The organism is Sporosarcina sp. FSL K6-1508, assembly GCF_038007465.1.
In the GTDB taxonomy this organism is placed as follows: Bacteria; Bacillota; Bacilli; order Bacillales_A; family Planococcaceae; genus Sporosarcina; species Sporosarcina psychrophila_B.
Genome location: NZ_JBBOXF010000001.1, coordinates 2,902,900 through 2,929,063 on the forward strand (window position 1 = coordinate 2,902,900; position 26,164 = coordinate 2,929,063).

Genomic DNA, 26,164 nt, shown 5'->3' on the forward strand with positions numbered 1-26,164 from the left:
ATTCAAAATGACAAACACTAATTTTGCAAAGTTAGAGGAGATTAAAAATGCACTCAATGCCAAGTTCTTTGAACGTGAGAAGGAAGTTGAAGGAATTCTTGTTGCTCTACTTTCTAGGCAGCACATGCTGATGATTGGGCCAGCTGGAACTGCGAAATCTGCATTATCCGTTGAACTTGCAAAGATTGTGCAAGGTACAGAATACTTTCAGTGGCTGCTGACAAGGTTCAGTACACCTGAAGAGGTATTCGGTCCCCTATCGCTTAAAGACCTTGAACAAGGCGTTTACAAGAGGAATACTGCAACCAAAATGCCGGAAGCCAATCTTGTTTTTCTGGATGAAATCTTTAAAGCGAACAGTGCAATTTTGAATAGCTTGTTGACCCTTATTAATGAAAGGCTTTTCTATAATAATGGTTCGCCTGTTCAGGTTCCTTTGATGTCTGTCATTGGAGCTTCGAACGAATTCCCGGAAGAAGGAGAAGGTCTTGAAGCGCTTTTCGATAGGTTCTTACTTCGGTTCGAACTAGACTACATTGCTGATGAAACGAATTTTGTTTCTATGATGAAGGGGAGCGGTCAAAATCTGGTCATGTCTTCTATGACGATGGATGAACTGGTTCAACTTCAGTTTTTTACTGACATGGTAGCCATTCCTGATGAAGTTTATGAGACACTTTCAAAAATCCGCATGGCATTAAGAGATGAAGGGATTCGCCCATCAGATCGCCGGTTCAAGCAATCGTTGAGTGTTCTACAAGCGAAGGCCCTAATTAACCAACGGCAAGTAGTAAAGGTCGATGATATTGTCATCCTAGAAAATGCACTGTGGGAAACAGTTGATCAAAAGGATACAGTATCGCTCATTGTTCGTAGTCATGCACAAGATGTAGTGACTCGGGCAATTGATTCCATACAAAATGAAGCAAATGAAGTATTCAATTCCATGCTGAAAGATAATTCGACAGATGCTGGTATGGAAGCGACTCAGAAATTGAAATCGTTAGTATCTGATTTAAATAAGCTTAAAAAGCATAATCAGAGTCGAGATATGGACATCGATCCAATACTCAATAAAGTAAAATCGATGCAACAAGAAATCCTCGACAGTATTTTAGAACCGATGGATTTTGATACTCCAAATGAAAAGAAGGCAGTCGAGATGCCGTTCTAAATATGTTGAGTGAAAGTATGAGATGTCGAGGGGGGTTCTTCGGCATCTTTTTCAAAATATGAAAGGAAGTGTTCTTCGTGATAAGAAATACAACTCGAAATGAAAATCGCTCTGTATTGAATACGGACGCATTCGATAAAAGACGTTTTAAAGAAATTTATGAGATGTCACAAGGACTCCAGAAGATAAGCCTTGAAGGAGAGTTGCCAACGTACGAGCCATTATTGGCTGACATCTGGGCCTCCTTATATAAGATGAAACCGGAAATCACGGAAGAGGACGTTGATGGCGATCTTCAGGTTAATAAATCACTGATGGAAAGAATCATGACGGATGAATCTTTTGAAAACTATCGAAGCTTCACACGGTTGGATGATTTGTCGTCAGCCATCGGCACATTGAAATTCGGAGAGAAGACGAACCAATGGCTGGCTGACCAAAGAGAACAGGATGAAGACCTGCAAAAACAGATGCAGGAAATCCGGGCGATGCAAAGACAACTTGAAAAGCAGGAACAGCAAGAAGGGGCAGGAAATGGCGTGGAGCAGCTTCAAGCTGACCTTGCACAAGCGATGGCTGACTTAGACAGTCAGCTGCAACAAACACTCCAAAACAATAGTCACAGCTTTTCAGAGGCAATGGCTCAAGCCATGCAGGAAACAAAAAAGGTGAAGGATGGTCTGAAATCGTTACTTGGTGGCTCTGGAGCTGGTAGTGGGGATGCAGAACTGAAAAAGGTTCCTTTACGGGACCAAATTTCTTTAGCTGAAAAAATCGCATCTAATAAACAGATGAAAGAAATTGCAGATTGGGCTGGTCGATTTAAACAGATAGCTCGTAGAAAGCAAAAATCTAAGCATAGTGATTCAATGGAAAGAAGCGGAGTTACGCTAGGTAACGACATTGAAAGACTGTTACCGATGGAATTAGGCTTATACACACATCCAATAACGAAGAACGACTTCCTGCGTCGCTTTGTCGAAGGTCAGACAATGATGTATGAACAGGAGGGGCAAGAAGTTCTAGGTAAAGGGCCGATCGTACTTTGTCTGGACCAGTCGGGCAGTATGCACAAACTTGATACTCAATCAAAAGGGTTTACGTTAGCTCTTATGTCGATTGCAAGAAAACAAAAAAGAGATTTTTGCTTAATCTTGTTCTCTACGCGTACACAGATCTTTCAATATGAGAAAGGGAAAATTAAAGGTTCTGATATGGTTAGTTTTGCTCAGACTTTCTTAGGTGGAGGTACGAACTTTGCACTTCCTCTGGATAAGGCGATGAATGTCATAAACGAAAGCCGTTTTAAACAAGCAGATATCGTGTTTGTTACGGACGGCGAAGACAGGTTAAGGGATTCATTTTTAGAATCATTCAATAAGAAGAAAAAAGAGAAAGACTTCAAAGTGCTTTCCCTTGTAATAGGTAGTAGTACAAATACGGTGCAACAGTTTTCCGATAAAGTTGTACAAGTCAAAGACTTTGATGATGAAGGAAGTTTTACTGCATTTGAAATCTAAATGAAAAAGGAGGAGTCGCTTATGACTTCAGTTGTTAGATAATTGGTGTCATATGTGATACAATACGCATAATATGAGTATAGATAAACATAACATTATCACGTTGTTGGATGAAAACAGTCAAGATGTAGTGGGAGGATTTCTTTCTCAATTATCCCTGGAATCTCAATACTCTGAGGATGCAAAACTTCATTTAATGTTTTTGCAAAGTATATTTAACTTATTGAGTGTGCAGCCGCTAGAAAATCTTCTTAATACAATGACGGAAATAACAATTACATTCAATGGCTATCCGAGGACAAAAAGATATGAGTTGGTAAAACCTTTGAAAGTTGTTCCGATTTATGAACTTCGATACGCAATGAATCGAAATGAACATTTACGATTTTTGTTCTTTCCATACCTTTATAAAGAGGCTTCCAATTATGTCTTTGTGAAGTACTTCAAAAAAACATTGATCCCAAATGTAGATGAAACTGATAATATGAGAGACCTAACCTATGAAATGTACAAAAGAGTACGACTTAATCCTGAATATTATTTAGAAGGGACTGATTGAATTGAAACGGACAAAAGATCTCTTAGCCATGACTACCTCGATGTTAAAAGAGGGTCATCCCGACTTGAAAGAAACTTTAGACGGGTTATCACCCGTTTACGCAAAAATTATCTTCTCCCGTCGGATTGCACTCGGTTACTCTCAAAGAGAACTTGCTGATATAGCGAACGTCGGACAAAAGACTATATCCCGAGCAGAAGGCGGTTTTGATAATTTATCAACAGAAACATACAATAAAATCTTTCATGCTCTAAAACTTAGCGTGAGAGATGTTGCAGAGGCTATGATTCAGCTTGGTATTGATGAGCAAGCCGTAACGATTTAATCATTGCGAGAAGTCAGAGCAATAAAAAAGGGAATAAAACAGTGCTGTCTCAGAAGTCAATTCCGACTTCGAGGCAGTTTTTTTATGACGAGATTCATTCAAGGAAATTAAATACTAGGGAATTAGAGATATAAATAAATAAGAGGGTTTTTAGCACTACGTGTAGAATATTCTGATTAAGGGGGAGAGATGATGAAGAACTTAAAAACTGTAGAACAAGCAAAAAAAGAAATCGAGAAATTACAAGGGTTTGTTGATTTAGTTGAATCCTTCCATCCGAAGACGCTGGAAGAGCAAATCATTAAGGAGTACGCATACATAGGTAGTGTTGAAAAGGTTGCGAATAAAGTAAATGAATTGGGTTATTCGAATGATGGTCAACCTTTTGAGAAAGAAGATATATCGAACGTTATCAAAAGTAGACCTACGGGAGATCTACATAAATTGATTAAATCAGGATTTTTGAAAAAAACTAGACATACTCGACGTAAAGTTGAAAAATATAGTTGGTAAATTATATTGATTGTGAGTTCACCCGAATTTTGTCAAATGTCAAAGAGAGCTACGGACCAAATCGGTTTTGGCTCTTTTTTATTTTTGATTAATCCTATTGAAACATCTAATATGGAAGTAACATATTAGGACGATGAGGTGGTAACTATGGCTCAGATAATTCGATTCAAAACGAAACAACAATTGGAAACAGAAAAGGCAGGAAGAGTAATGCGTGAGTGGGAAGCTCACTTAGAATGGGAAGATGAAAATTGGCACAAAGTAGTAGATAGAGAAGCCGAAGAACAGAGCTTGTCGCAAGAGGACATTGAGTGGTTGAATGAATGGGTGAAGAAGAATGATTAACATAGAAGTTGATTCGGAAAATAGATGAGCATCTACAAGAACTTGAATCGAATGTGTTTTTCATGAATTCAAATCAACTAGCTTCATATCATCCCAACTTATTGAGCTATGCACTTCAAATACTTTGGGGAATAGGGGTTCTTCCGGAAAATAATTATAATGGATAAGACTTATAAAGTTTTACATATATTTTACTCAAGACCCCATAAGAAGCTTGATAGGAAGGCTTTTTAATGCCTTTATCAACGTCCTCCTGGAATCTAGGTTCAGATAGAACAAGTTTAAAGCGCTTTTCGTTTTTGGGGGAATACGTGAAAATGAAAAATGTCACTGACAGTACGTAGTGGGTATCATTACACATTTGAATGTGTAAGAAGCGACCCGTCCGTGGTCGCCATTTTTTTGTTAACAAGCGTGCTGTTGATGCTGTCGGGATATACGTATGGGCGATTGAGCAATTGAACAGTTGATATGTTATGTATGTATACATTTCATATTTTAATTTAATTCCTAGTCCGAACCAAGTCGTTTTGCCTTGGTTTGGATTGTTCGTTGAAGGATTTGTTAATACATCAAATTTAGTAACACTTCGGTAATTAATAAAATTAATCTAATTAAAAAAACCTTCAATTTTTCCACCTCCTTACTCAAAGGGGTTTGTGACGTTCTAGTGTATGCTTTGCAAAGATTATTATAACTCCAAAGCGAAGGGGTGAAACGCACTGATCTGATGTGAAAGAAGCCCATATTGATAACCTTGAATGGAAAAAGTGTATTACGGTATATATTTCATATTAATACGCAATACGATCATAAGGCGTAGGAAAGAGCGGTTCGAGGGCAGGCAGTAATTGAAGAAACTAGCACCGATACATACGAGTGATAAATAAAGGATATTTACCCTTCTTGGCGAATTTTGTGAAGTGGAGGTGCGGTTATGTGGAAAAAAGACTATCATGAATTAATGTATTCTAAAGATATTCAGAAGATAAATCCAACAGAAGCTTTTATGTTGAAATACTCCAAGATACCGCCATCATTGTTCAAATTCAGAGCAATTAACGAATTTTCAATAGATAACTTGAAAAATGATACAGCATGGTTTAGCAAAGCTACTGAATTCAATGATCCATATGACAGTGGACTAACAATTAATAAAGAAATGGTTCATTATAAAAAAATAAAAGCAGACTTTTTAAAGGCATTTAGCGTGAAATTTAATGTTGAATTTGAAGAAATTGCTAAAATATGTAGTTGCTTGAGTTTGGATGATAGTATTACTGTATTAATGAAAACTCTTGATGCCAGTGATTCGCAAGCTGAAAGTATACGAAAAGAAGTCGATAGAATTAAAAATGGAACTTCAGATATTTACGATAAGTTCATTTCTGATATTAGTTTGGAATACCAACAAAGGATTTTTGTATCTTGTTTTAGTGAGAAAGATGATTCGATGTTAATGTGGAGTCATTATGCAAGGAATCATACAGGTATGTGTATCGAGTATGATTTTGCTGCTCTTGATTTCAAAAATAAATTAGTATGGGACCTCCATCCGGTAAAGTATATATATGATTTATTAGACATAAACGAGTATTCAGAAGAGGTTCGAAAAAAAATGTCTATCCTTACTCTTGCTGCAATATCAAAATCATTGGAGTGGGAGTATGAAAAAGAATGGAGAATAATTTTATTTGAAGATAAACATAATGAATCTTTTAATAGTAAATTAGTGACACCAAAAAGTATCATTTTGGGTTCTAGGATAAGTGTAGAAGATAAAGAATTAATAGTAGATATCGCTAAGTCTAAAAATATTCCTCTGAAACAAGTTCAACTAGATAGAACTAAATATGGCTTGTTAGTAAATGAACTTCTCATATAGATTTCGGGAATTACTGGAAAAATATGTACTATTTTGTGTAGGCTTTTCAATCGGAAAATGCAACTAGCATGAAGGGATGCGTGCGAGCGACATACCTCCTCCTAACAGCCCCGATACATACGGTCGATATTAATAATATTTGAGAGGTTAAGCCTTCTTTGGTGTATAGTAATCGATGGGGAGGGGGAAATAATGTTATTTGAAAAACTCAACAAAGATAGAATTGGGGAAATGGCTCTTAGATTACCACTTGCGTCACTCCAAGCGAATCACAAAAGGGTTCAATATACTGTGAAGGACTATATATCACCTGGTGAAAACGATTTAGAAGGACAATTTGTTAGAGATTTATTTGTTTTAACGACAGATGAAATAATCGAGAAATGGTTCGATGGAAAAGATGAAGCGTTAAACTTATTAATGAATTTAATGCAACAATGACGAACTGCATCCACAGACGGGGGTGCTTTTTCTATGTTCAGAAATGCAACTAGCATGATAGGGGTGATACATTGATACCGGAAAAAGTGGATGTTGCAGGAATCGAGTATGAAGTCAATGAAGTCGAAAATATGGAAAGAGATTTCGATCACTTGGGGCAGATAAGGCGTCCCTATTGAAGCTTTTTGTTTTGATAGAGGATATTGAGCCTTTCATGACGAATATTGTCGATGAAGGGAGAGTTATTATTTGAAAGTTAAAGGGAATATCGATAAATCGATACCGTACATAATAGTGATATCAATTATATTAATGAATCTTCTGCTTTGCGCAGGAATCATAAGTATGTTTTTTGTTGATAAAGATACAATAATAGCTGGGGTGATCGCTTTTTTCGGTGCCATTATTGGAGGTGCGATTACGTTGGTTGGTGTAGTATTGTCGATTAATCATAATGAAAAGTTAAGGATTAAGGATGACTTGCCAGATAAAATTAATCACATTGAGAATGCGCTTAATACATTAGGTAAGATAATCGAAAATGATTTGGTCTTTGAATCAGGTACCAAGAAATTTATTACTTTAACCAATTTATTTAATATAGAATGCTCTAGTGATTTCGATAGATTCACCGGAACGGTTCCGAAAGAATTAAAAAAAGATTTTATTTATATTGATTCGGAAGCTTATCGAATGTACCTGAAATTTAAAAGTAATGTTCAGTTACTAGGGATGAACCTGCTTAACAATGCTGAATTGAAATTGCATGATTTTAGAGACGAAACAATAGGTAATGACAATACCGATTTTATGGACAAGACTAATATCGTCATAATGCAGGAAGACGTGAAATTTATTGAAAAACGTATGGAACTTAATAGATTCTATCTTAAGCAAAATAGAGAATTCGCTTTTGCACTTCACATGATTTACTTCGATATACATACACAATTAACATTAAAACATGATCAACTTATTGAAGAACTTGATTACTAATTTAAGCATCTCTTCGGAGGTGCTTTTTCTACGCACAAAAAAGGATTTACGCCATCTTTGGCGAAATGTGTCAGTGAGGAGGGGTTTTTATTATGGAATTAGTTGAACTAAGTATTTCTGGGGGAAGAGGAAGAGTAAAAACAAGAGATAACCAAAAGTTTGAGTATGCATTAATGAAAGATCCCGGAAGCATTGGGATGCCTGCAGAAGGATATATAGTGGATGTTGAATCCTCATTTGGTTGGAATAAACAACTTAACTTTAGAGGTGAGGGGGATACATTTTTGCTGGAAAATAAATACAAACTAATTCTGGTGAAGTGAACCTTAGTTTTGTGAAACCAAACATCGGCATCTCAAGCGGGGTGCCTTTTTTTATGCAAAACAAAGGAGGCGGACGATGATGTGATGTGCCTAATTGGGAAGAGATTCAGAAGGAATGGGAAACGACAAGAGTAACCTTTGGCGCATTAGCGGAATACCATAATGTGAAAATTGGGACATTGAAGAGTAGAAAAAGCCGTGAAGCTTGGTAAGAGGTCCATCTAATAAAGATGCAACTAAAGAGAAAAAGGATGTAACCGAATAAAGCGATAAAAGAGCCTTTTGTTGGTCGGATGAACTGACTAAAAAACATCGGATTTTTGTTATTCATTACATTAAATTAAATGCTAATAAGGCTTATCAGAAGGCCTATGGATGTGCGAATTCGACTGGGATGGTTGAAGGATACAGGCATCTAAGAAATCCTAAGATATCCAGAGAAATCGACCGTATGAAAGATGAGCAAGCAACTGTTTAGGTGGAGTTTTAGCTCGTTGAACAAGCGCTCGGTAGTTGCTATGCAACGCTTACGAGTTACAAGTTACAAGTAGATCACTTCATAGATACTTCACGCGTTTCTAAGCTGCAAGTAGAAGTATTGCAAAAATGTACTTTACCAGGAGGAAGTCGAACGGTTAAACGAATGGATTATAGGCAAGATTTTGATTGTGTGATCAAGAATATAGAAAGTCGATTTTATAGTTGATAAAAATGAAATAGCCCGAAGTAGAAAACATTACTTGATAAAAATGGGCTATTTCAATTCAGGATGATAAATACTTTTGATGCCATGATGCCATTTTTGGTGCCATGAGTTATATAAAGCCATATAAAACAGTATAAATTTTATCAAGTCAGGTCATTCTAAATCCCGTTCCATAAAGGTTTTAACACAAATATATAACATGATGAACGGATATCTGGTATAATTCATATAGCTAAAATAGGAGTGAACTGACTATGAATCATGAACAGAGAGCAGCACGTCAAAAGAATATCCGAAACTTTTCCATCATTGCTCATATCGACCACGGGAAATCAACATTGGCGGATCGTATTCTGGAACAGACCCAAACGTTAACTTCAAGAGAAATGAAGACTCAAACGTTGGATTCGATGGATCTTGAAAGAGAACGTGGAATTACAATTAAATTAAATGCAGTACAGTTGACGTATTCAGCTAAAGACGGGCAGGAATATACATTCCACCTGATCGATACGCCGGGCCACGTCGACTTTACATACGAAGTGTCACGAAGTCTTGCAGCTTGTGAAGGTGCAATCCTTGTTGTCGATGCGGCACAAGGAATCGAAGCACAAACGTTGGCAAACGTTTATCTGGCACTTGATAATGAACTTGAAATATTACCGGTCATCAATAAAATTGATTTGCCCGCAGCAGATCCGGAACGTGTGAGAAAAGAAATAGAGGATGTTATCGGATTGGATGCATCCGAAGCAGTCCTTGCATCTGCAAAAGCAGGTATCGGAATCGAAGATATTCTGGAACAAATCGTAGAGAAAGTCCCTGCGCCACAAGGTGATCCGGAAGCTCCGCTCCAAGCGTTGATTTTTGACTCGCATTATGACCCGTATAAAGGTGTAATCGTCAATATCCGAATCATGCAAGGTACAGTTAGGCCGGGCGATAAGATTCATATGATGGCGACCGGCAAAGATTTCGAAGTCCTCGAAATCGGTGTCTTTACACCGAAAATATCACCTAGAGAAGAATTGACTGTCGGAGATGTCGGCTATTTATCCGCTTCGATTAAGAATGTTGGAGATACACGTGTTGGGGATACGATTACAAGTGTGAAAAATCCAGCGAGTGAACCGCTAGCTGGTTATCGTCGGATGAATCCAATGGTATTCTGCGGACTGTATCCGATCGATACGTCGAAATACAATGACCTGCGTGATGCACTTGAGAAATTAGAGTTGAATGACTCAGCACTTGAATATGAAGCAGAAACATCACAGGCACTCGGTTTCGGCTACCGTTGCGGTTTCCTAGGACTATTGCATATGGAGATTATCCAGGAACGGATTGAGCGCGAATTCAATATCGACTTAATAACGACTGCACCTAGTGTTATTTACAATGTCATTCTGACAGACGGTTCTGAGTTAAAGGTGGACAACCCTGCAATGATGCCGGATGCACAAAAAGTCGATTATGTTGAAGAACCTTATGTAAAAGCATCTATTATGGTACCGAATGACTATGTCGGATCTGTAATGGAATTGTGTCAACAAAAACGTGGAAACTTCATGACAATGGATTATCTGGATTCAACACGTGTCAATATCATTTATGAATTGCCGCTTGCAGAAATCGTCTATGACTTCTTTGACCAACTGAAGTCGGGCACGAAAGGGTATGCATCACTTGACTATGAACTAATTGGCTATAAACAATCGAAACTCGTCAAAATGGACATCCTCTTAAATGGCGAACAAGTCGATGCGTTCAGTTTCATCGTTCACAAAGACTTCTCGTATGACCGTGGAAAAGCGATTGTTGAAAAATTACGAAAACTAATACCGAGACAACAGTTCGAAGTGCCTGTACAGGCAGCTATCGGACAAAAGATTGTTGCTCGTTCGACAATCAAATCGATGGGTAAAAACGTCCTAGCAAAATGTTATGGCGGAGATATCTCACGTAAACGTAAACTTCTTGATAAACAAAAAGAAGGTAAAAAACGTATGAAACAAGTAGGATCAGTTGAAGTACCACAAGAAGCATTTATGGCTGTCTTGAAGATGGACGAGGATTAAATGGCGTAGGTATCACGTTTAAGGTTACGGCGATATTGGAAATATAGTGATTTGCTCCCCTGTTGCACCCATAGGAAAAAGTCGGGGGCGAGTTAATCTAAATCGCGCATGGCTTGTTCAAATATATCCACCGATTCATTTTGCTTCTTTTGTGTTAAGTGGGAGTACGAATCGATTGTGATGGCGGATCTACTGTGACCAAGATGTGCCTGGATGTCTTTCACCTTTGCGCCGCTCTCCATGAGCATTGTTGTATGGGTGTGGCGTAGCGAATGGAAGTTGAATTCAACTCCAAGTTTTTCTTGCATTTTTCGTGTATTATATTTTATAACAGACGGCGTGATGATGCTCCCACATTCTTTCGTGCATACATGATCTGATTCAGTATAGTGAGTGCCGTATTTGAGTTTGTTTTTCATAACCCAAATGCGGTGCTTTTTTAATATATTGATGATAGATACACCTAATTGTATCTGTCGTTTGGACGCTGCTGTTTTTGTCGTTCCGTATACCCATTCACTATCCTGACTTATCATTGCTTGTTCTACCCGTAGCGTTCCTCTCTCTAAATCAACATGTTCCCATTGCAGCTTACAAACTTCACTTACCCTTAAACCTGCGTGTAGCCCTATGAAGAAGGGAATTACAAGGGGATGTCCCTCGATGCAGTATTCGCTAATTTTTTGCAAGCTTTTCATCGGAAGTATCTTTAAATCTCTCACAGTTCTCTGCCTTACTACAAATGTCAACCAATCTATGTACAAAAACGCTCACTTAATGATGTACAAAATCACTCACCTTCTGGAGCTAGATGATCTTTCAAACGATAAGAATTTCCAACGATGGTAACCACCGTTGCGTGATGTAAAATACGATCTAATATCGCATTTGCTAACTTGGTTTCCTGAAATACCTCGTCCCAGGATTTGAAGTTAACATTAGTAGTAAAGATTGTGCTACGTTTTTCATAACGCATATCTATCAGCTGGAAGAATAGTTTTGCATCCTCCGCATCAATCGGTAAATAGCCTATCTCATCGATTATGAGTAACTTATACTTTGTGTAGTGTTTCAAGCGGCTTTCTAAACGGTTTTCTAAGCGGGCCCGCTTCAGGTTCTGAATCAAGTCATGACATTTAATAAAGTAAGTGCTAGTACGTTTTTTAGCGGCTGCGATGCCAATCGCTGAAGCCAAAAATGTTTTTCCGACTCCACTAGGTCCCAGAAATACGATGTTTTCGTTCCCTTCAATAAAACGTAGCGTAAGAAAATCTTGAATTTGCTGTGGATTTAGCGAGGGTTGGAATTCAAAATCAAAATCCTTTACCTCTTTTAAATTTGGAAATGCACCCACTTTTACCATCGCGTGAACCATGTTTTTTTCACGTAAATCGATTTCATAGTTTGTCAGTTTAATTAATGTATCGATAAATGACAGCTGATTGTGGATACCGAAGTCGATGACTTCGTCTAAATACGTTACCATTTGTTTCAGTTTCAAATACTCCAAGTTCTTCAGAAGCTGTTGATAATTTGTTTGCTGCATCATGCGTCATACACCTCTCCAATGGCTTTTAGATTGTTTTTAGCTAAAGCCTCAATGTCTGGATAATGGGGAGCTGATATTTGCAGCGTTTCTTTATAATCTGAAGGACGAATATTTAATTTCCGATTCGATATAGGGTGGCGCGCAATGCACTCCATGTTATAATAAATCCATAATTGATCATCTAGTACTTGTATCCCTACCTTTTGGCCGATGTACTTAGTGGGCACTGAATACTGGTTGGCTTTGTAGGAGATCATACTTGATGTATTCACCTGTACAAGCTGATGCTTGATACGGTAAGAGTTCCTTATTTTTTCTGCTGGTAGCGGAAGAAGGGAACTCTTTTCTTTTTCTAACGCAAATGCTGGGATTTTCCCTGAACCTTGATGAAAGGATTGATTGACTCGATTCATCAACTTTTCAATGAATTGATAGAGTTCGTTCAAGGTCAGCTGACCTTGATAGGCATGAATTTCATCTATAAATTTCATTTGAGTTTCTACTTTCCCTTTCGTACGGGGACGACCTGCAATACACGGCCTAACCTTGAAATCAAAGTCCTTCGCAAAAGCAGCGAACCGGCTATTTACTTTCCCTGGATTATCTTCTCTTCGTGGCACATCCATAATCGTTTTTGGATTATCAGTTACGATTTCCTTCGGAACACCTCCTATTTTTTCAAATGCCTCCGTCAAAAAGGAGAATAAAACATCTTGTGTTTTTCGTAATGTAAGAGTGAATACGCGGAAACGTGAATACCCTAACACAAGCGCTCCTACATTTACCTCTATTTTTTCTCCATCACTTGTTTCGAATGGAATACTTTCTTTCCAATCGAATTGTGCTTGTTGGCCAGGCGGTGTTTCAAATCTTGTCGTCCCTTTAGGTGAAGGCACGCGCACCTGCTCTGTGAAATAGGCAGCGAACTCTGGCTTTTTTGAAATATAACGACGAAAAGTAGATTGAGCACATTTTAACCCATGATTGTCCGTTAGGTATTGCCAAAGTACGCGTCGGTAATAAAAGACTTGCTTCGAGTCCTCAGATAAAAGTGCTGCAATTATTTCGTAGTATTCATCTAAAATCGCTATTTTCTCTTTTGTTTCTTTTGGTGTAAATCCACTTAGGTATTTATCAACCGTCCGCCGATCTATACCCATTTCCCTTGCCAATTGGCTTTTGTTAATTTTCATTTTTAGATTCTCCATTAACTGTTTGAATTTTGTTAAGTCTGAAAGACTATTGATTTCAAAATCCGTTTGAACATCTAGCGTTATGTACATACCAATCACCTCATGATTAGTATGCTAGAAAATGAGGCAAAAGTGTACATTTTTAAGTTAGCGCATTTGTACATAAATATCGTAGCATTTATATCTTACGACATACTTCGGCATAATGAATTATTTGCATAGGATTCTCCTTGAGATAGCTTCACGGGTGTCCAGCGTGTTTTAAGGCGTTATTTACTAAGCATACGAATATCTCAAGGGAACTCTTTGAATAATTCTTGCGATATAAATCTTTCACAAATGTTTGCAAGATAGCGGCGGTCAATGATCTGATTCGATATTTTCCGAGCGCTGGTTTAATTTGCAGTCGAATTGCCCGCTCATATGCAAGTAACGTGTTGTGTTTCAAATTTACTTCCGTATATTCTTGATGCCAATAATCCATGAAGTCGCCATTGTAATTGTGGAAGGCTCAAAATACATTCCTGTTTTCTCGTAATTAGAAATCGCTTCACGTATTGTCCGTTCCACTTCTCTTTTATCTGGCCCTACGACTGTTTCAACTTGTTGCCTTCCACGATCCACAATCCACAATCCCCATATCAAATCGGTAGTCCCAATTCTTTCAGTGCTTTCGAAATTCGTCGCACATATTTTCTTTTTTCGCATTCTTTTCATCCTCCCTTTTTTCCAATAAAATTTCTTGGTTGTATGTTGAGGTCGAATCACAAATAGCACAAAATCTAGAATACCCTTCTAATAAGGCACCACATCCACCATCGTATGAATGCCACGAAATATGATCGTATGAATCGTCGCACGGCCAAAGACCATTCCATGCTTGAACGTGTCGCTTTTTTGTTTGTCGAATTAAAGAGGAATTCGTATGAATAAGGACGAATAAAGAACAAAGCTCTGTTTTTACTCAACTATCGGGGTAGCGAGACAAGTTTTGGCAACGTTGTAAGCTGATAACGCAGAGGGCTAACTCCGGAAGAAACGATAATTAGGAAAACAATTGTATAGCTTATTTTTATATCAATGAATGTTGGGGGTACAGTACCGATGAAATGTCTAATCCTCTTGAAGGGAAAGCCACTCGTACATAAGAGTCTAATCAAATAATTAGGGGGTTTACAACTTGAATAAAAGATAGTTTTATCAAATACTATCACTGATAGGCTTGATGCTTATGGCTGTATACTGCTCAGATGAGAAAAAACAGGTTGTACAACAATCAGCAACAGAACAAAAAGAGGGAACCAATCAAACGTCAGAAAATATAACGGCAAAAGAAACCACGGAATTTTGTGAGGACGAACGATTTGCGTACGCATCTACATCCAAGAACTTAGTCACAGCTGTTTTATTAAAGCAAAATCCGATAGCAGTGCTTGAGGAAATAAGGACATTCACTAATGAAGATATTGTTAACTATTCTCCGATTACAGAAGACTTTGTGGACAAAGGATGAGTCTAGGAAAGATAGCTGAACCAGAATTGAACGAATCTATTCCTGGGGATTCATGGGATACAAGTACCCCTAAAGCACTGGCAATATCCCTTGGGGTGTTTGGAATCAGTGAGTATCTTTCTGCCGATAAGCAAGAAGTTTTCACAAATTGGCTAAAGGGAAATACTACAGGTAATTCCCTCATTCGAGCTGGTGTACCAGAAGGTTGGGAGATAAGAGTGGAGCCGGTGGCTATGGAACTCGAAATGATATAGCGATTGTGTGGCCCCCAAATCGAGAACCAATTATTATTGCGATCATATCAAGTCGCAATGAAGAGGATGCCAATTTTAATGATGAACTCATCACAAAGGCTACGAAAATGATTGCAGACGTTTTCTACCAACAAATAGATTAACATTTTATAGAAAGAGCACGAAACTACAGGGTCACTTCATTTCTGAGTGGTCGCCTTTTAAATTTGAGGGTAATTTCAAAACGAAGCTAGCTATTAGCCATTCCAGCCAAGTATAGCCAATTACTAGATACTCTTGTATCATGAATTCATAATGGTTAATCAGGAGGTAGTAAAAATGAAGAAAAACTTATTCTTTCTAACACTGGCAACTGCAGTAACTATTCCCGCTTTAGTTATATCGACACCAGTACATGCAGATAATTCTGCAGGGGTAAAAAAGTTTAAGGACATTCCTTCATCTCACGCATACTACAATGAGATTTCGGAGATGACAAGTAAAGGCATTATCCACGGTTACGAGAATGGGATGTTTAAACCCAATGAACTAATTACTCGTCAACATGCAGCAGCTCTATTAGCGCGTGCCTTCAAACCATCAGGAGACTATACACGAGAATTCACTGACATGTCTACAAAGAATTCTTATTATAAAGATATGGTACAAGCAGTGGGTAATGGTTGGTTAGAAGCGCCTAATGGGAAGGCTCGTCCAAGTGATACAATCACACGTGGAGAAATGGCAATTGCTTTATCACGCGCTGCAGGCTTAACAGATGAAAGAAAAAAGCATGGACTTAAAGATGTATCTTCTAAATACGCCTACGCTGTCACAGTTCTAGTAAACTCTAAAGTAACAACAGGCTTTGAAGATAATACATTCAGAGAAAACAAAGGATTATCTCGTGCTCACTATTCTGCCTTTTTGTATCGTACATTGAACTATAAAGCAGGGATTACTGAATCGGAAAAAGGATCTATCTACGGAAGCTCTTACATTGGAAAATATGGAGCTGGCAAAGTACCTACACCAGTAGGAGTTACTTATGAAATACAAGTTGCTGAGTATGATAAATTAGTATCTCTCATGCCTAAAGGCGCTTATCATGGAAAACTATCAGCAAAAGGTTCAGTGTACTATGACTCTGTATTAAATCAAATAGAGAAAGCATCAGGAATATCTAAAGTAACTATTGCAGGGTATATAGATGAATCTGCTAAGATAGGTAGAATCGTATACTTTGACGGAAACAATGGTAAGAAATACTTTGTTAGCTACCAGTATTCTACTCACGGGATAATGGTCGGAGAAGATCATCGTTGAAGTTAAAGAGTAAGGTCTTTAAAATACTTTTCATAGTCTTATTTGTATCAAGTTCTAATATGAATATGATCTATATAGATACAGCCTTAGCTGCACGAAGATAAAGACTGTAAATATGGGGTTTGTAGTATGAGGTATTTATGAAATTATCGATTTTTCATCCTGTTGCCGACAATAGGTTATGGCAAACCATACATACGGTATCGGTATTAGTATATAGAGTGCCTTGTTCTTATTCAACTAACGGACAAGTTAGTTAACAACAAAGTGTTAAAGTTTAATTTGAAACAACTTAAATTGAAATGGATGAAGGGATTCGGTTTCTAACATGATTTGAATGAATATCGTATAGTGTGGATTAAATTTAAAACGGAGTTATAGGAAAAAAAATAAGCTGAAGTGCAAGGAGGATTGATTGTATGACAAGGAAAACTATTTTTGCATAGCAAAGGCTATTGCATAATAAATTGAAAAAATAGCCTTTGCTCTTCCTAAAAGAAATATTAACATTTAGGAGTGCGGAAATGAGCTATAAAAATGCAAAGAATCTACTACCAGCCGAGTTGGTAGAGTTAATACAAAATTATGTGGACGGTGAATATATATATATCCCGCGAATAGAAGATAATAAAAAGAGTTGGGGATCCAGTACTGATACAATAAGGGAATTGAATTTGAGAAATTGTAATATTTATAACGATTATCTAACGGGAATGGATATGGATACTTTGGGTAGAAAATATTATTTGTCATCAAAGAGTATTCAAAGAATTGTACTTAAAGAAAAAAGAGCAAACTTTTGAAGTGAGCCAATGTGGTTTTATGCCGCATTGGCTTATTTTCTTTTACAAAATGAGTATGAGGTTTTTTCAGTAATGTAAAGGGGATATAATCTAATCAACTATTATAAATGATGAGAGAAAATCAACTAGCTAATAGTATTTGAATACTCACTCTTAGTCTATCTAGATTATTGAACTAAAGTGGCAGAATTGTTGAAGAAGGGATCATTTAACTTAATGCAAAATGAGTTTTTACAAAGGAGAAGATAGGAGATGGATATGAACAATTTATTTACAATAGACTGTGGAGAAATATTACTGAGAGAGTTTAGAATTGAAGATGTAGATAGGATTTATGAAATCACCTCACAACCTGAAGTTTATGAATTTCTGCCTGATTGGCATTCAACAAGAGAACAACGATTGAACTGGGTTACAAATTATGAAATACCATCCAATAAAGAGTTTTTGTCAGCCGTCCCTAATATCGATGGTCAAAATTATTTGAAATTGGGAATTGTATTAAAGGAAACTGGCGAATTTATAGGTTTTTGCAATACTGGGATTAAAGAAGAGCTAAGTGAACCAAACCGGGAAATTGCTTATGCTATTTCAAAACATTACAGAAATCGTGGATACTCAACAAAAGCAGTAAAAGGATTGATAAAATATCTGTTTGAGAATACAGATGTAGAACAACTTAATACAGCTGTTCTGCCCCTCAATATAAGCTCAAGTAAAGTTATTCAAAAATGTGGTTTCCATTTTAATGGTGATATTGAAATTGAAGACCAAACGCATTATCATTACACTCTTAGCAAAGAAGATTGGAAAAGTGGAAATAATCAATAAGGCTATTGAAATATTGAACAAATGGGTGCTTCAGTGGAAGGATAGTAATGTTTTTCTTATTGAACTAAAATGGTAGGTTAGTTGAAAAACAAAGAATATGCTCAAAAATAGGTTTATTAGATATATAATTCTAATACAAAAGGAGAAATGAATAATGAGTTTGCATATTACTAAAGAATTAAATAAGAAGGATAAACAATATATTGATGATGAGCTTTATAAGTTTAACTTAAAGCATTTCCCAGTAGATTTAGGGGGCAGATACGAAGAAATTAGTTTATATCTTAAGGATGAAAACGGTATAGTTCGGGGTGGAATACTAGCTGAGGTGTGCTGGAATTGGTTGGTAATTAATACTTTTATGATCACTAGTGTTGCATAAAAAATGATTTAAAATTCTTACTATTTATTTTTACGGCGTTGAGCCAAAAAGATATACACTCCAATAAAGGTGGTCCGTCCATTTGGTTTTTATTTACAATTAGACATTTGCGGCAACGACAGTTTAGTTGTTACGGGACTGCTGTCCCTTTGATTTTACGAATCCAAATATGTGCAGGTTTCCAAAGAGAAGCCTTTAAATAGCGACTAATTTTCAAGATTTTATGTTTACTCCGTGTCTTTATTTGCACCAACACATTCAAGCAATATACGATGAGTGCGATATATACCTGATTATGAATGGCCCATTCGCTTTGACCATAGAACTTTTTGATGTTCAAATGTTGTTTGATCCATTTAAAAAACAGTTCAATTGCCCAGCGTGATTTGTACATCTCGGAGATTTCGTCTGCACTCAGGTCAAACCGATTGGTGATGAGTTGTAGTTCATTCCCTTTCGAGTCTATTACTTTGAGTAAGCGAAAGATGTTTTCAGCACGATTTTGAGTTGTACCAATCAACACCGCTTGATCCGATAATACCGTTGTGCCTTCTGGCAATTGGAAGTCTTCACATTCATGGATTACTGCATTTTTACGTAGTCTGGATAAGAAAAAGTAGCCGTCATCTGTCATGCGATCGAAACGTTCGTAATCTAAATATCCACGGTCGAAAACATACATGCATTCCTTGTCATCAACCATGACTTCAAGCTGATTACGATCATGTTCATTCGCTGTTGTAAGCACAGCTTTTTCAGGATAGGACGTTCCTTTTTCCATAAACACAAGACGTAAATGAAGCTTTACCCCAGCTTTCGTTTTGCGGAATTTAGCCCATCGGTGATTGGTTAAATTGAGTGGCAATGTGCTCGAATCAATGATTTTTAAAGGCATAGTGATTTTGGCATAATTTGTTTTTTGATGAATTTGCGCGACTAAATCAAGAAAAAGTTGTTGAAATAGCACGGGATTCATTCCATTGAGCCTGCGGGATAATTGAGAAACGCTTATAGAATCAAGGTTTGTGCTGACTTGAAGATGTTTATTAAAAAGACAATCACTCAGCGCGTGCAGACTTTCCGTTTCATGAAGCTGTGCAAAAAGCAGTAATTTTAAGAATGAATCTGTCGTAAGTTTCTTCGTATAAGCATCTAATCTCATTGTTTTCACGTTTTCTTCAACTAATTGAATATTAATAGGTGAAAACCATTGTCCAAATGAAGTTTTTCGTGTAATCTTGTCCATGAGTAGTTCCTTTTTTAGTGGATTTGGACGGGTTACCACCTGACTTTATCCATTATAAAGGAATTTTTTTATGCAGAAAATAAAGTTAGTGAACATTTCGGGAACTTTTTATATTGGTTCTATAATATTTGTTGGGGTGTCCATACAATTTTAAAGAAAAAAATGCACGTAATCACCGGTTCTTTTATACTTGAATTGTCTAGAAACAAGTAAAAGAAAGGTGATACGTGCATATGAATCTTAACATGAATATTCCTGGATTAAAAGATGTAGTGATTGAAAAAATAGAGGAAGTTGGAGAACGAACCGCACTTCATGTTTCACTTCCTAAAAAACCGCATAAATGCCCTAGCTGCGGTGAAATGACAACCAAAGTCCATGACTATCGTATGCAAAAAATTAAGCATTTGAAATGGTTCGAGCGCTTGACTGTTCTCTTCTATAAACGTCGTCGCTATGCTTGCGCATGCGGAAAACGCTTCTCAGAGAAATCTCCTTTCGTGGATAAATATCAGCGCTACACAAAAGAATGGAATCAAGTAGTGCGTATTCGTTCGGTTAAAGCGAAAACCTTTAAAGAAGCAGGAGAAGTACTAGGGACATCTAGTTCGACCGTTATACGTCGTTTTAAAGAGGTGGCGAAAGACCGTATCGCAAGCGGAGTTCGTTTACCAAAAATCATTGCCATTGATGAATATAAAGGTGACACCGATGCTGGAACGTACCAACTGATTATCGCAAATGCGGAAACGCATGAACCCATTGATATTTTACCAAATCGTAGAAAAGAGACGATTAAAGAATATCTCTACCAGCATGGGGCGGATGTTGAAATAGTCGTGATGGACATGAACCCAAGCTTTAAAGCAGCGGTGAAACAGGTATTAGGACGCCCTTTGATTATCGCGGACCGTTTCCATTATTGTCGGTACATTTACTGGGCCATTGATGAAGTACGACGGAAAGTACAGAAAGAGTGGCATGCGTATGACCGCAAGAAATGTAAACGAATGCGTCATGTATTGTATAAGCGAAGTGAAAAATTAACCGAAAAGAATCGATGGTATTTAGATCGCTATTTAGGGATGTCTGAAGAATTGGAGAAGGCGTATGAACTGAAAGAGGCTTACTGTGAATGGTTTGATTGGGCTAAAACGACAGAAGATGTGGCAGAAGTGAAAAGCCGACTAGAGGAATTTTACCGTAAGGTAGAGGAAGCTCAGATCCCAGCGTTTCTAAAGGCCATAAAAACGTTTAAGAACTGGCAAGTGGAGATTTTAAATAGTTTTATCTTCCCGTATTCGAATGGTTTTTTAGAGGGAATCAATAACAAAACAAAAGTGATGAAGCGTAACGCGTATGGTTTTAGGCGCTTCGATCACTTTAAAGCAAAGATATTATTGAACATTAAGTATAAAGATATCGGTGTTCATTTAGGATAAAGGGTGACGTGCAAATCACATCACCCCAACATTTGACTTAGAACCACTGGTCAATTAAATCAATACTTCGAACAATTTCCTGACTACCTTAATAAGATCGGTAATCCAACAACTTTCGATTCGATAGCTGGTCTTGCTCTTGGTGTTGGTGGTGTAAGTCAAACGTTCGCTCTTATTTCATCTCAAATATCTGCGGCTCGTCTTACTGAACTTGGTGTTTCTTCTGTTTCTCAGTTGAACTCTTCCAGTACAAGCGATGGCAATACTTATTACTCTCAAGATCATATGAGAGGTTTCTTAGGCTCAAGTGGTTACGATTCATACGTAGCTATGGCATTAGTATGGATGTCACATGCGTCTGGGACCGGGACTGTAACTGATCGATATGCTACGACATCTCAATTAAGTGGAACTGCTTTCACAGTTGCTAAACAGGTTGGCCACGAGTACCGTCGAAAGCTAAGTAACAAGACACTTAACAATCCTATCGCAATGCATCATGCGTCTAAGTCTAGTGATGGTTTAGCGCTAACAGAATATCTTGGTCAGTTAAAAAACTACATCAAGAACGCATGTGCAACAGAAACTCACGTAGTTTATCCAACGTTCGTTGATTTTGTTGATAAAGTAAATTTGGATAATCCAGATCCAACAGGTTTCTTATACTCATTCGCTTCTAATGGTGATGCTGATTTATTCAAAGAGGTCAATGAGCGTGTGATGGCGAATGGTGAATTCGACAACTTAAATAACATATCTGCTGATATTTCTGCAGTTCGAAGTTATATCCGGATTTCACCTAAAACTTCACATCGGGGTATTCATGGTTTAGCTGGATTACTAGAAAGAGGAATTACTTCAAGTTGTTAAGAGTGTTTATTGCGGGGATCTTATTTCAAACAGGCCATCGAACGGTAAGCTGAGCGGTTTTAATGAAATAGCGAAATCCTTGAAAAATACAACACCTAGATGGTTTGATACTGACTAGCAAAGGGGATCTCTTTATGAGAATGAAAGAATTACAGATTAGTTCCAACGGAGTCTTGAATTTTGATACAAAGGAACTATCGGGATCATGCGTCATTGTAATCAGTGACGGTAAAGTCAAATTATCAGAATTACCTCCACATGCTGATACGATAATCAAGACGTATAAAGGGATAGTAACTTGTGTTAATTGGGATGAGGGGGAGCTATTTTGAATAAAAGAAAAAGAATAAGAATTCAAACGATGTTGAAGGTGTTTTAAAGTTTCTCCGTAACGATCCACAATCTCGGATGGACAGATCTTTGTATTGTTGCAAAAAAACGAAAAATTCCGACAAAATTGCCCAATTGTTTTCTTATCTAATGGTTGGCCTGGTTATTTTTCACCTTTTAGCGTTTTTAGGTTTTGTTAATAACAGCAAAGATTTCACCATTGATGAAAAAATGATGTTTTTCGCTTCGTATGTTATTCTGGTATCAATCTTAATACCGATAATTCAATTTATTGTTAGTAAAAATGATTCTGTTAATATGGAAGAGACTGAATACCTGCTGTTGTATATTGTGAATATCATAACTGACCAAGCTAAAATATTCAATGAAGAGAAGGAAAAGTATAATGAAGTATTAAGTAAGATTGCTAGTTTGGAAAGTATAGATAAAATAGTAGACGAGGAATTTTTGAATATCAAAAATCAAAAGGAAATGATGGATTACTTAAAAGAAAGACATTCCGGAATCAAAAAAATAGTCCCCGCAAGTCAACTAGAGGACAACGATGATTACAGCATTGCGCTGTGTCATTTGTTGTCCTCTTTTTTATTTCAAAAAAAGGAGTGAGAGAAATGAAATCGTTGCAACTGAACTGGTTGAAAAAGGATCCGCTGATGCTCGGACAGGCGAAGTGGAGCGAAAAGATACTGGGACAAGGGGTAAGTCGTCGGAACAGTTGTCTGATAGGGAATGGGCTGAATTGATGGGTACAAATCGGCAAACGTGCAAAAGGGTTAACGGGTCAATTCGTAAACGATAGTAGGGTTCGGGCTTATGACGGAGAAGCAGATTGTGCAGTTGTTGAAAGATTATCACTGGATGATTAATAGTGTGAAGATAATGCGCGAGGGATTGAATGATGTTGGTGGAACTTTACGGCTCAATATGGATTGGAGGCAGCTATGCCGAAAGCGGCGTTTGTGGTTTTAACTACGCCGACGTCCCCATTACATACAAGTGATTATTTATGTTTTACTAGGTGCTCCTTAAGCGCAACATTCAATATCTCTAAATTCTTCGGATCCATGAGAGGGATTTTTGAGCAATCTATTTTCATGAGATCCCCAACGTAAGTAGCGTGGCGCCTTATTTTGTTGAAGACGACTGGCGGTAAATTCAGTAGCTCGATCTCATCATCTAGTGGATTGTGTTTGATTTCGACGACAGGTTCAAAGATAGGCTCGACAACAGTGTTGTCTACAAATTTCAATAGCATCCCGACATCAGTTATCTCAAGTAAGATCATGATTTTCTGGAGGTGGATAAGTGATAAGCGTTCAGTTTTATTTTTATTAAGATTAGAGATAGATTCGTAACGGATGTCTGTTAAATTCGGAAGTTTTAGTTGAGTCATATTTCGTTCTTTAAGGATTTGATTTGACACAATTTCAACCTCAGCCAATGTAATCAACTCCGAGTAAATGATGAGGTAATTCTACCTTATATCCGATTATCCGTATAGGTGGAGAATAAAAGAGGGGGTGCGTGCGTGCGAGCGACATGACCCCTCTTACCAGCCCTGATACATAGGTAATTAAAAAATTAGTTGGTTTAGACTGAGTATCTTGAATGTACAAAATAAATATTCGAAAAAATAAAAAAATAAAAAGGGTTTTAGTAAATAGAGCAGAATATAACGGTGTACGAAGAAATATCTAAATAAAGGAGATGGGAATTGATGAAAAAGAAAAAGTCGACGTTTTCTATCATGAGTATTTTATTAGTTTTAAGTTTATCGTTTGGTAGCAGTGCAGGCGCAAAACCAGTTGATTTTGATCCCGATCCTCCAAAGCCACCACCAACATCGTGCGTAAAAGCGCCTTGTCCATTGTATTAATTGATTCAGAAAAAGCATCGATTCTAAAATGATCGGTGCTTTTTTATATACCTAAAAAAGTGAGATTAAAATGATTTACACCTTACTTGGCGAATGTTGTCGTATGAGCGGGGGAGGAAAATGCGCATGAAAGTTAAATATCATCTGTTTGATACTAGTCAAGGAATGTTAGTGTCTGAAGGCGATAGATATCAAACAATCCATATTGATAATGATGTTGAACTTGATAAACACGAAAGCTTAAAAACAGTGGGTGGTGCGATAGGAAAAGAAATTAATAGATCTATTTCAAATATCAAAGTATTAGGGTACGAATTAGTTTTAGCATCTCTTCTGAGGTGCTTTTTCTATTACATAAAAGGATGGTGATGAAAACGACAAACAAACCAATAGCTGCACATTGCAATGCAGGATGTAAAAAGGAATTCACAATCAATAAGTTCCTTACGCGTAAAGTTAAGAACGGCATTCGTTGCTTACTTACTATGCAAGTGCTGAGAAACTAAAGCTTCAGAAGGAAATGCGTAAGCTACATGTATTAATACGATACATTGGTCCTTCGCGATTCTACCTAGAAGAAAATATACTGAAAGCAAAAATTAAACAAAGTATGGACGAAGCAAGAGCAATTACTACTGAATAACTAATGCATTCAAAGTCTATTCAATCGAGTGGGCTTTTTCTTCTACATAAAATTAAAGGTGGTGATGATAATGACATTTCTTAAAGCATTATTTCGTGTACTGTTTCCATCATTCAATATCGGTATCAAGCCACCTTCTAGAGTGACGATGGGATTCGGGGAGTTAGGCAAGGGACCAACTGTTGGTATTACAGCAACAAATGGTAATACATCAGAAAAGAAGTGATCCTACAAAGTTAGCCATCTATTAAAATCTCCTTTTTAATTCCTAATTTGAATTAGGTTATTTATTTATTTTAAGGACAAGGGAAGACAATCACCCTTGCGCGAAAGATTTAGGGTCATATTGTAATTGAGAAGGAGGTGAAAAAAATGGGATCTTATTCAAAAAAATGTGATTGTCATCACTCTGATAATGACATGGATTTTAGACGCATGGAAGCAAAATTGGAAGATATTTTGATACAACTTCAACAACAAAAGCAGTGGCAAGGTCAGTATCAAAATCAATTCCAAGATCAAGATCAAGATCAAGATCAAGATCAAAAACAAGCTCAAGCTCAAGTTGATACTGATACAAGTACCTTCGAAAATATTGGAAGTCCAACAATCACTGTTACAAATACTGTCGATGTTGTTTCGGTAGCTGTTGCCGTGGCACTATTATTACAGGGACCATTAGGGACAGGTCTTTCTGTTGATGCAGTAAAAGAATTAAAAAATATGCTTCAAGCATAATGATAATGGTTTCAACAAAATAATATCTTCTTGGTAGCAGAAAACGCTAATTTGCGTTCTCTGTTACTAATTACTTAAATAATTAGTTTATCAGTTGGATACCTTTTATATTTAAGTCTCTTCATTTTGGTGATTATGTTACTATTTTTTAATCCAAGAGAAGAAAAAAAGAAGCCACAGTTGTTCCAACTAAAGTTAATAAATTTCTTTTTTGGGAATAAGCCATAAAATAAGAAATGAAATTAAGCGCTCATATATTGGGTGCTTTTTTCTATGCCGAAAAAAATTAAGCGATTAGCATAA

Annotated in this window: 34 protein-coding genes and 2 pseudogenes; 29 read left to right on the forward strand and 7 right to left on the reverse strand. The window is 37.1% G+C overall.

What is annotated here, in order from left to right:
* The first annotated feature begins 7 nt into the window (after positions 1-7).
* The 13 genes from MKZ11_RS14460 (at position 8) to lepA (ending at position 10,865) form a co-directional block, all read left to right on the forward strand.
* Complete coding sequence (locus MKZ11_RS14460) at positions 8-1,174, forward strand: AAA family ATPase (RefSeq protein WP_340795102.1); 1,167 nt, start codon at positions 8-10, stop codon at positions 1,172-1,174.
* A gap of 77 nt (positions 1,175-1,251) precedes the next feature.
* Complete coding sequence (locus MKZ11_RS14465) at positions 1,252-2,694, forward strand: VWA domain-containing protein (protein WP_340795103.1); 1,443 nt, start codon at positions 1,252-1,254, stop codon at positions 2,692-2,694.
* 73 nt (positions 2,695-2,767) lie between these two features.
* Positions 2,768-3,253: a hypothetical protein gene (locus tag MKZ11_RS14470; protein WP_340795104.1), complete on the forward strand. Its 486-nt coding sequence runs from the start codon at positions 2,768-2,770 to the stop codon at positions 3,251-3,253.
* Position 3,254: 1 nt separating this feature from the next.
* Positions 3,255-3,578, forward strand: coding sequence for a helix-turn-helix transcriptional regulator (locus tag MKZ11_RS14475; protein ID WP_340795105.1), 324 nt, complete (start codon positions 3,255-3,257; stop codon positions 3,576-3,578).
* A 192-nt stretch (positions 3,579-3,770) separates the two neighbouring features.
* The gene (locus MKZ11_RS14480; protein ID WP_340795106.1) at positions 3,771-4,091 is read left to right on the forward strand and encodes a hypothetical protein; all 321 of its coding nucleotides are present in this window, start codon (positions 3,771-3,773) and stop codon (positions 4,089-4,091) included.
* Between the two features lie 147 nt (positions 4,092-4,238).
* On the forward strand, positions 4,239-4,436 hold the full coding sequence (locus tag MKZ11_RS14485; protein ID WP_340795107.1) for a hypothetical protein: 198 nt from the start codon (positions 4,239-4,241) through the stop codon (positions 4,434-4,436).
* Between the two features lie 937 nt (positions 4,437-5,373).
* Positions 5,374-6,321, forward strand: coding sequence for a DUF2971 domain-containing protein (locus MKZ11_RS14490; protein WP_340795108.1), 948 nt, complete (start codon positions 5,374-5,376; stop codon positions 6,319-6,321).
* Positions 6,322-6,513: 192 nt separating this feature from the next.
* Positions 6,514-6,762, forward strand: a complete 249-nt coding sequence (locus tag MKZ11_RS14495; RefSeq protein WP_340795109.1) for a hypothetical protein — start codon at positions 6,514-6,516, stop codon at positions 6,760-6,762.
* Between the two features lie 345 nt (positions 6,763-7,107).
* Positions 7,108-7,758 (forward strand): hypothetical protein, encoded by a 651-nt coding sequence (locus MKZ11_RS14500; protein ID WP_340795110.1) that lies wholly within the window; start codon positions 7,108-7,110, stop codon positions 7,756-7,758.
* Between the two features lie 92 nt (positions 7,759-7,850).
* A complete protein-coding gene (locus MKZ11_RS14505; protein WP_340795111.1) occupies positions 7,851-8,081 on the forward strand; it encodes a hypothetical protein in 231 nt (76 codons plus the stop codon).
* 86 nt (positions 8,082-8,167) lie between these two features.
* Positions 8,168-8,293 carry a hypothetical protein gene (locus tag MKZ11_RS14510; protein ID WP_340795112.1) on the forward strand — a complete coding sequence of 42 codons (126 nt, stop codon included), beginning with the start codon at positions 8,168-8,170 and terminating at the stop codon, positions 8,291-8,293.
* Positions 8,294-8,415: 122 nt separating this feature from the next.
* Positions 8,416-8,559, forward strand: a complete 144-nt coding sequence (locus MKZ11_RS25080; RefSeq protein WP_445327050.1) for a terminase small subunit — start codon at positions 8,416-8,418, stop codon at positions 8,557-8,559.
* 482 nt (positions 8,560-9,041) lie between these two features.
* Positions 9,042-10,865: a translation elongation factor 4 gene (gene lepA / locus MKZ11_RS14515; protein WP_340795113.1), complete on the forward strand. Its 1,824-nt coding sequence runs from the start codon at positions 9,042-9,044 to the stop codon at positions 10,863-10,865.
* 92 nt (positions 10,866-10,957) lie between these two features.
* Here lepA and MKZ11_RS14520 read toward each other — a convergent pair whose 3' ends face one another.
* The 5 genes from MKZ11_RS14520 to MKZ11_RS14535 all read right to left on the reverse strand — a co-directional run bounded on the left by MKZ11_RS14520 (position 10,958) and on the right by MKZ11_RS14535 (position 14,315).
* Entirely contained in the window at positions 10,958-11,563 is a 606-nt protein-coding gene (locus MKZ11_RS14520) for a site-specific integrase (RefSeq protein WP_340795114.1), read from the reverse strand.
* A 92-nt stretch (positions 11,564-11,655) separates the two neighbouring features.
* On the reverse strand, positions 11,656-12,414 hold the full coding sequence (istB, locus tag MKZ11_RS14525; protein ID WP_340792503.1) for an IS21-like element helper ATPase IstB: 759 nt from the start codon (positions 12,412-12,414) through the stop codon (positions 11,656-11,658).
* Positions 12,411-13,697 (reverse strand): IS21 family transposase, encoded by a 1,287-nt coding sequence (istA, locus tag MKZ11_RS14530; protein ID WP_340792502.1) that lies wholly within the window; start codon positions 13,695-13,697, stop codon positions 12,411-12,413. The genes istB and istA overlap by 4 nt, the downstream gene beginning before the upstream one ends.
* Positions 13,698-13,848: 151 nt before the next feature.
* Positions 13,849-14,091 carry an N-terminal phage integrase SAM-like domain-containing protein gene (locus tag MKZ11_RS25085; protein WP_445327000.1) on the reverse strand — a complete coding sequence of 81 codons (243 nt, stop codon included), beginning with the start codon at positions 14,089-14,091 and terminating at the stop codon, positions 13,849-13,851.
* A complete protein-coding gene (locus MKZ11_RS14535) occupies positions 14,058-14,315 on the reverse strand; it encodes a hypothetical protein (RefSeq protein ID WP_340795115.1) in 258 nt (85 codons plus the stop codon). Before MKZ11_RS14535 ends, MKZ11_RS25085 begins: the two co-directional genes overlap by 34 nt.
* 517 nt (positions 14,316-14,832) lie before the next feature.
* On the opposite strand from MKZ11_RS14535, the gene MKZ11_RS25090 reads away from it, so the two are divergent.
* From MKZ11_RS25090 to MKZ11_RS14560, 6 genes and pseudogenes are all read left to right on the forward strand, one after another.
* Entirely contained in the window at positions 14,833-15,120 is a 288-nt protein-coding gene (locus MKZ11_RS25090; RefSeq protein WP_445327001.1) for a hypothetical protein, read from the forward strand.
* Positions 15,121-15,296: 176 nt separating this feature from the next.
* Positions 15,297-15,404 (forward strand): annotated as a pseudogene (locus tag MKZ11_RS25095) (class A beta-lactamase); the annotation flags it as partial.
* 288 nt (positions 15,405-15,692) lie between these two features.
* Positions 15,693-16,679: an S-layer homology domain-containing protein gene (locus MKZ11_RS14545; RefSeq protein ID WP_340795116.1), complete on the forward strand. Its 987-nt coding sequence runs from the start codon at positions 15,693-15,695 to the stop codon at positions 16,677-16,679.
* 524 nt (positions 16,680-17,203) lie between these two features.
* Positions 17,204-17,482: a CD3324 family protein gene (locus MKZ11_RS14550; RefSeq protein ID WP_340795117.1), complete on the forward strand. Its 279-nt coding sequence runs from the start codon at positions 17,204-17,206 to the stop codon at positions 17,480-17,482.
* Positions 17,483-17,740: 258 nt separating this feature from the next.
* Positions 17,741-18,313, forward strand: coding sequence for a GNAT family N-acetyltransferase (locus MKZ11_RS14555; protein WP_340797014.1), 573 nt, complete (start codon positions 17,741-17,743; stop codon positions 18,311-18,313).
* A gap of 154 nt (positions 18,314-18,467) precedes the next feature.
* Positions 18,468-18,680 (forward strand): annotated as a pseudogene (locus MKZ11_RS14560) (GNAT family N-acetyltransferase); the annotation flags it as partial.
* A gap of 145 nt (positions 18,681-18,825) precedes the next feature.
* Here MKZ11_RS14560 and MKZ11_RS14565 read toward each other — a convergent pair.
* Complete coding sequence (locus MKZ11_RS14565; protein WP_340792764.1) at positions 18,826-19,941, reverse strand: IS4 family transposase; 1,116 nt, start codon at positions 19,939-19,941, stop codon at positions 18,826-18,828.
* 227 nt (positions 19,942-20,168) lie between these two features.
* On the opposite strand from MKZ11_RS14565, the gene MKZ11_RS14570 reads away from it, so the two are divergent.
* From MKZ11_RS14570 to MKZ11_RS14595, 6 genes are all read left to right on the forward strand, one after another.
* A complete protein-coding gene (locus MKZ11_RS14570) occupies positions 20,169-21,383 on the forward strand; it encodes an ISL3 family transposase (RefSeq protein WP_340795118.1) in 1,215 nt (404 codons plus the stop codon).
* Between the two features lie 285 nt (positions 21,384-21,668).
* Positions 21,669-22,253, forward strand: a complete 585-nt coding sequence (locus MKZ11_RS14575) for a hypothetical protein (protein ID WP_340795119.1) — start codon at positions 21,669-21,671, stop codon at positions 22,251-22,253.
* 134 nt (positions 22,254-22,387) lie between these two features.
* A complete protein-coding gene (locus MKZ11_RS14580) occupies positions 22,388-22,585 on the forward strand; it encodes an XtrA/YqaO family protein (RefSeq protein ID WP_340795120.1) in 198 nt (65 codons plus the stop codon).
* A 76-nt stretch (positions 22,586-22,661) separates the two neighbouring features.
* Entirely contained in the window at positions 22,662-23,210 is a 549-nt protein-coding gene (locus MKZ11_RS14585; protein ID WP_340795121.1) for a hypothetical protein, read from the forward strand.
* A gap of 5 nt (positions 23,211-23,215) precedes the next feature.
* Positions 23,216-23,347 (forward strand): hypothetical protein, encoded by a 132-nt coding sequence (locus tag MKZ11_RS14590; protein WP_340795122.1) that lies wholly within the window; start codon positions 23,216-23,218, stop codon positions 23,345-23,347.
* A 70-nt stretch (positions 23,348-23,417) separates the two neighbouring features.
* Entirely contained in the window at positions 23,418-23,573 is a 156-nt protein-coding gene (locus MKZ11_RS14595) for a hypothetical protein (RefSeq protein WP_340795123.1), read from the forward strand.
* Between the two features lie 31 nt (positions 23,574-23,604).
* Here MKZ11_RS14595 and MKZ11_RS14600 read toward each other — a convergent pair whose 3' ends face one another.
* Positions 23,605-24,045: a helix-turn-helix domain-containing protein gene (locus MKZ11_RS14600; protein WP_340795124.1), complete on the reverse strand. Its 441-nt coding sequence runs from the start codon at positions 24,043-24,045 to the stop codon at positions 23,605-23,607.
* 276 nt (positions 24,046-24,321) lie between these two features.
* Here MKZ11_RS14600 and MKZ11_RS14605 point away from each other — a divergent pair, with 276 nt between their 5' ends.
* The 4 genes from MKZ11_RS14605 (at position 24,322) to MKZ11_RS14620 (ending at position 25,861) form a co-directional block, all read left to right on the forward strand.
* Positions 24,322-24,480 carry a hypothetical protein gene (locus MKZ11_RS14605; protein ID WP_340795125.1) on the forward strand — a complete coding sequence of 53 codons (159 nt, stop codon included), beginning with the start codon at positions 24,322-24,324 and terminating at the stop codon, positions 24,478-24,480.
* Positions 24,481-24,606: 126 nt separating this feature from the next.
* The gene (locus tag MKZ11_RS14610) at positions 24,607-24,849 is read left to right on the forward strand and encodes a hypothetical protein (RefSeq protein WP_340795126.1); all 243 of its coding nucleotides are present in this window, start codon (positions 24,607-24,609) and stop codon (positions 24,847-24,849) included.
* A gap of 344 nt (positions 24,850-25,193) precedes the next feature.
* Positions 25,194-25,349 carry a hypothetical protein gene (locus tag MKZ11_RS14615; RefSeq protein ID WP_340795127.1) on the forward strand — a complete coding sequence of 52 codons (156 nt, stop codon included), beginning with the start codon at positions 25,194-25,196 and terminating at the stop codon, positions 25,347-25,349.
* 146 nt (positions 25,350-25,495) lie between these two features.
* On the forward strand, positions 25,496-25,861 hold the full coding sequence (locus tag MKZ11_RS14620; protein WP_340795128.1) for a hypothetical protein: 366 nt from the start codon (positions 25,496-25,498) through the stop codon (positions 25,859-25,861).
* The last annotated feature ends 303 nt before the right edge of the window (positions 25,862-26,164 follow it).

Coding starts and splice junctions, on each gene's coding strand:
- MKZ11_RS14460 (WP_340795102.1), top strand. CDS start 8: ATGACAAACACTAATTTTGCAAAGTTAGAGGAGATTAAAAATGCACTC.
- MKZ11_RS14470 (WP_340795104.1), top strand. CDS start 2,768: ATGAGTATAGATAAACATAACATTATCACGTTGTTGGATGAAAACAGT.
- MKZ11_RS14480 (WP_340795106.1), top strand. CDS start 3,771: ATGAAGAACTTAAAAACTGTAGAACAAGCAAAAAAAGAAATCGAGAAA.
- MKZ11_RS14485 (WP_340795107.1), top strand. CDS start 4,239: ATGGCTCAGATAATTCGATTCAAAACGAAACAACAATTGGAAACAGAA.
- MKZ11_RS14490 (WP_340795108.1), top strand. CDS start 5,374: ATGTGGAAAAAAGACTATCATGAATTAATGTATTCTAAAGATATTCAG.
- MKZ11_RS14495 (WP_340795109.1), top strand. CDS start 6,514: ATGTTATTTGAAAAACTCAACAAAGATAGAATTGGGGAAATGGCTCTT.
- MKZ11_RS14500 (WP_340795110.1), top strand. CDS start 7,108: ATGTTTTTTGTTGATAAAGATACAATAATAGCTGGGGTGATCGCTTTT.
- MKZ11_RS14505 (WP_340795111.1), top strand. CDS start 7,851: ATGGAATTAGTTGAACTAAGTATTTCTGGGGGAAGAGGAAGAGTAAAA.
- lepA (WP_340795113.1), top strand. CDS start 9,042: ATGAATCATGAACAGAGAGCAGCACGTCAAAAGAATATCCGAAACTTT.
- MKZ11_RS14520 (WP_340795114.1), bottom strand. CDS start 11,563: ATGAAAAGCTTGCAAAAAATTAGCGAATACTGCATCGAGGGACATCCC.
- istB (WP_340792503.1), bottom strand. CDS start 12,414: ATGATGCAGCAAACAAATTATCAACAGCTTCTGAAGAACTTGGAGTAT.
- istA (WP_340792502.1), bottom strand. CDS start 13,697: ATGTACATAACGCTAGATGTTCAAACGGATTTTGAAATCAATAGTCTT.
- MKZ11_RS25085 (WP_445327000.1), bottom strand. CDS start 14,091: ATGGATTATTGGCATCAAGAATATACGGAAGTAAATTTGAAACACAAC.
- MKZ11_RS14535 (WP_340795115.1), bottom strand. CDS start 14,315: ATGCGAAAAAAGAAAATATGTGCGACGAATTTCGAAAGCACTGAAAGA.
- MKZ11_RS25090 (WP_445327001.1), top strand. CDS start 14,833: ATGCTTATGGCTGTATACTGCTCAGATGAGAAAAAACAGGTTGTACAA.
- MKZ11_RS14545 (WP_340795116.1), top strand. CDS start 15,693: ATGAAGAAAAACTTATTCTTTCTAACACTGGCAACTGCAGTAACTATT.
- MKZ11_RS14550 (WP_340795117.1), top strand. CDS start 17,204: ATGAGCTATAAAAATGCAAAGAATCTACTACCAGCCGAGTTGGTAGAG.
- MKZ11_RS14555 (WP_340797014.1), top strand. CDS start 17,741: ATGAACAATTTATTTACAATAGACTGTGGAGAAATATTACTGAGAGAG.
- MKZ11_RS14565 (WP_340792764.1), bottom strand. CDS start 19,941: ATGGACAAGATTACACGAAAAACTTCATTTGGACAATGGTTTTCACCT.
- MKZ11_RS14575 (WP_340795119.1), top strand. CDS start 21,669: ATGAGAGGTTTCTTAGGCTCAAGTGGTTACGATTCATACGTAGCTATG.
- MKZ11_RS14580 (WP_340795120.1), top strand. CDS start 22,388: ATGAGAATGAAAGAATTACAGATTAGTTCCAACGGAGTCTTGAATTTT.
- MKZ11_RS14585 (WP_340795121.1), top strand. CDS start 22,662: ATGGACAGATCTTTGTATTGTTGCAAAAAAACGAAAAATTCCGACAAA.
- MKZ11_RS14590 (WP_340795122.1), top strand. CDS start 23,216: ATGAAATCGTTGCAACTGAACTGGTTGAAAAAGGATCCGCTGATGCTC.
- MKZ11_RS14595 (WP_340795123.1), top strand. CDS start 23,418: ATGACGGAGAAGCAGATTGTGCAGTTGTTGAAAGATTATCACTGGATG.
- MKZ11_RS14605 (WP_340795125.1), top strand. CDS start 24,322: ATGAAAAAGAAAAAGTCGACGTTTTCTATCATGAGTATTTTATTAGTT.
- MKZ11_RS14610 (WP_340795126.1), top strand. CDS start 24,607: ATGAAAGTTAAATATCATCTGTTTGATACTAGTCAAGGAATGTTAGTG.
- MKZ11_RS14615 (WP_340795127.1), top strand. CDS start 25,194: ATGACATTTCTTAAAGCATTATTTCGTGTACTGTTTCCATCATTCAAT.
- MKZ11_RS14620 (WP_340795128.1), top strand. CDS start 25,496: ATGGGATCTTATTCAAAAAAATGTGATTGTCATCACTCTGATAATGAC.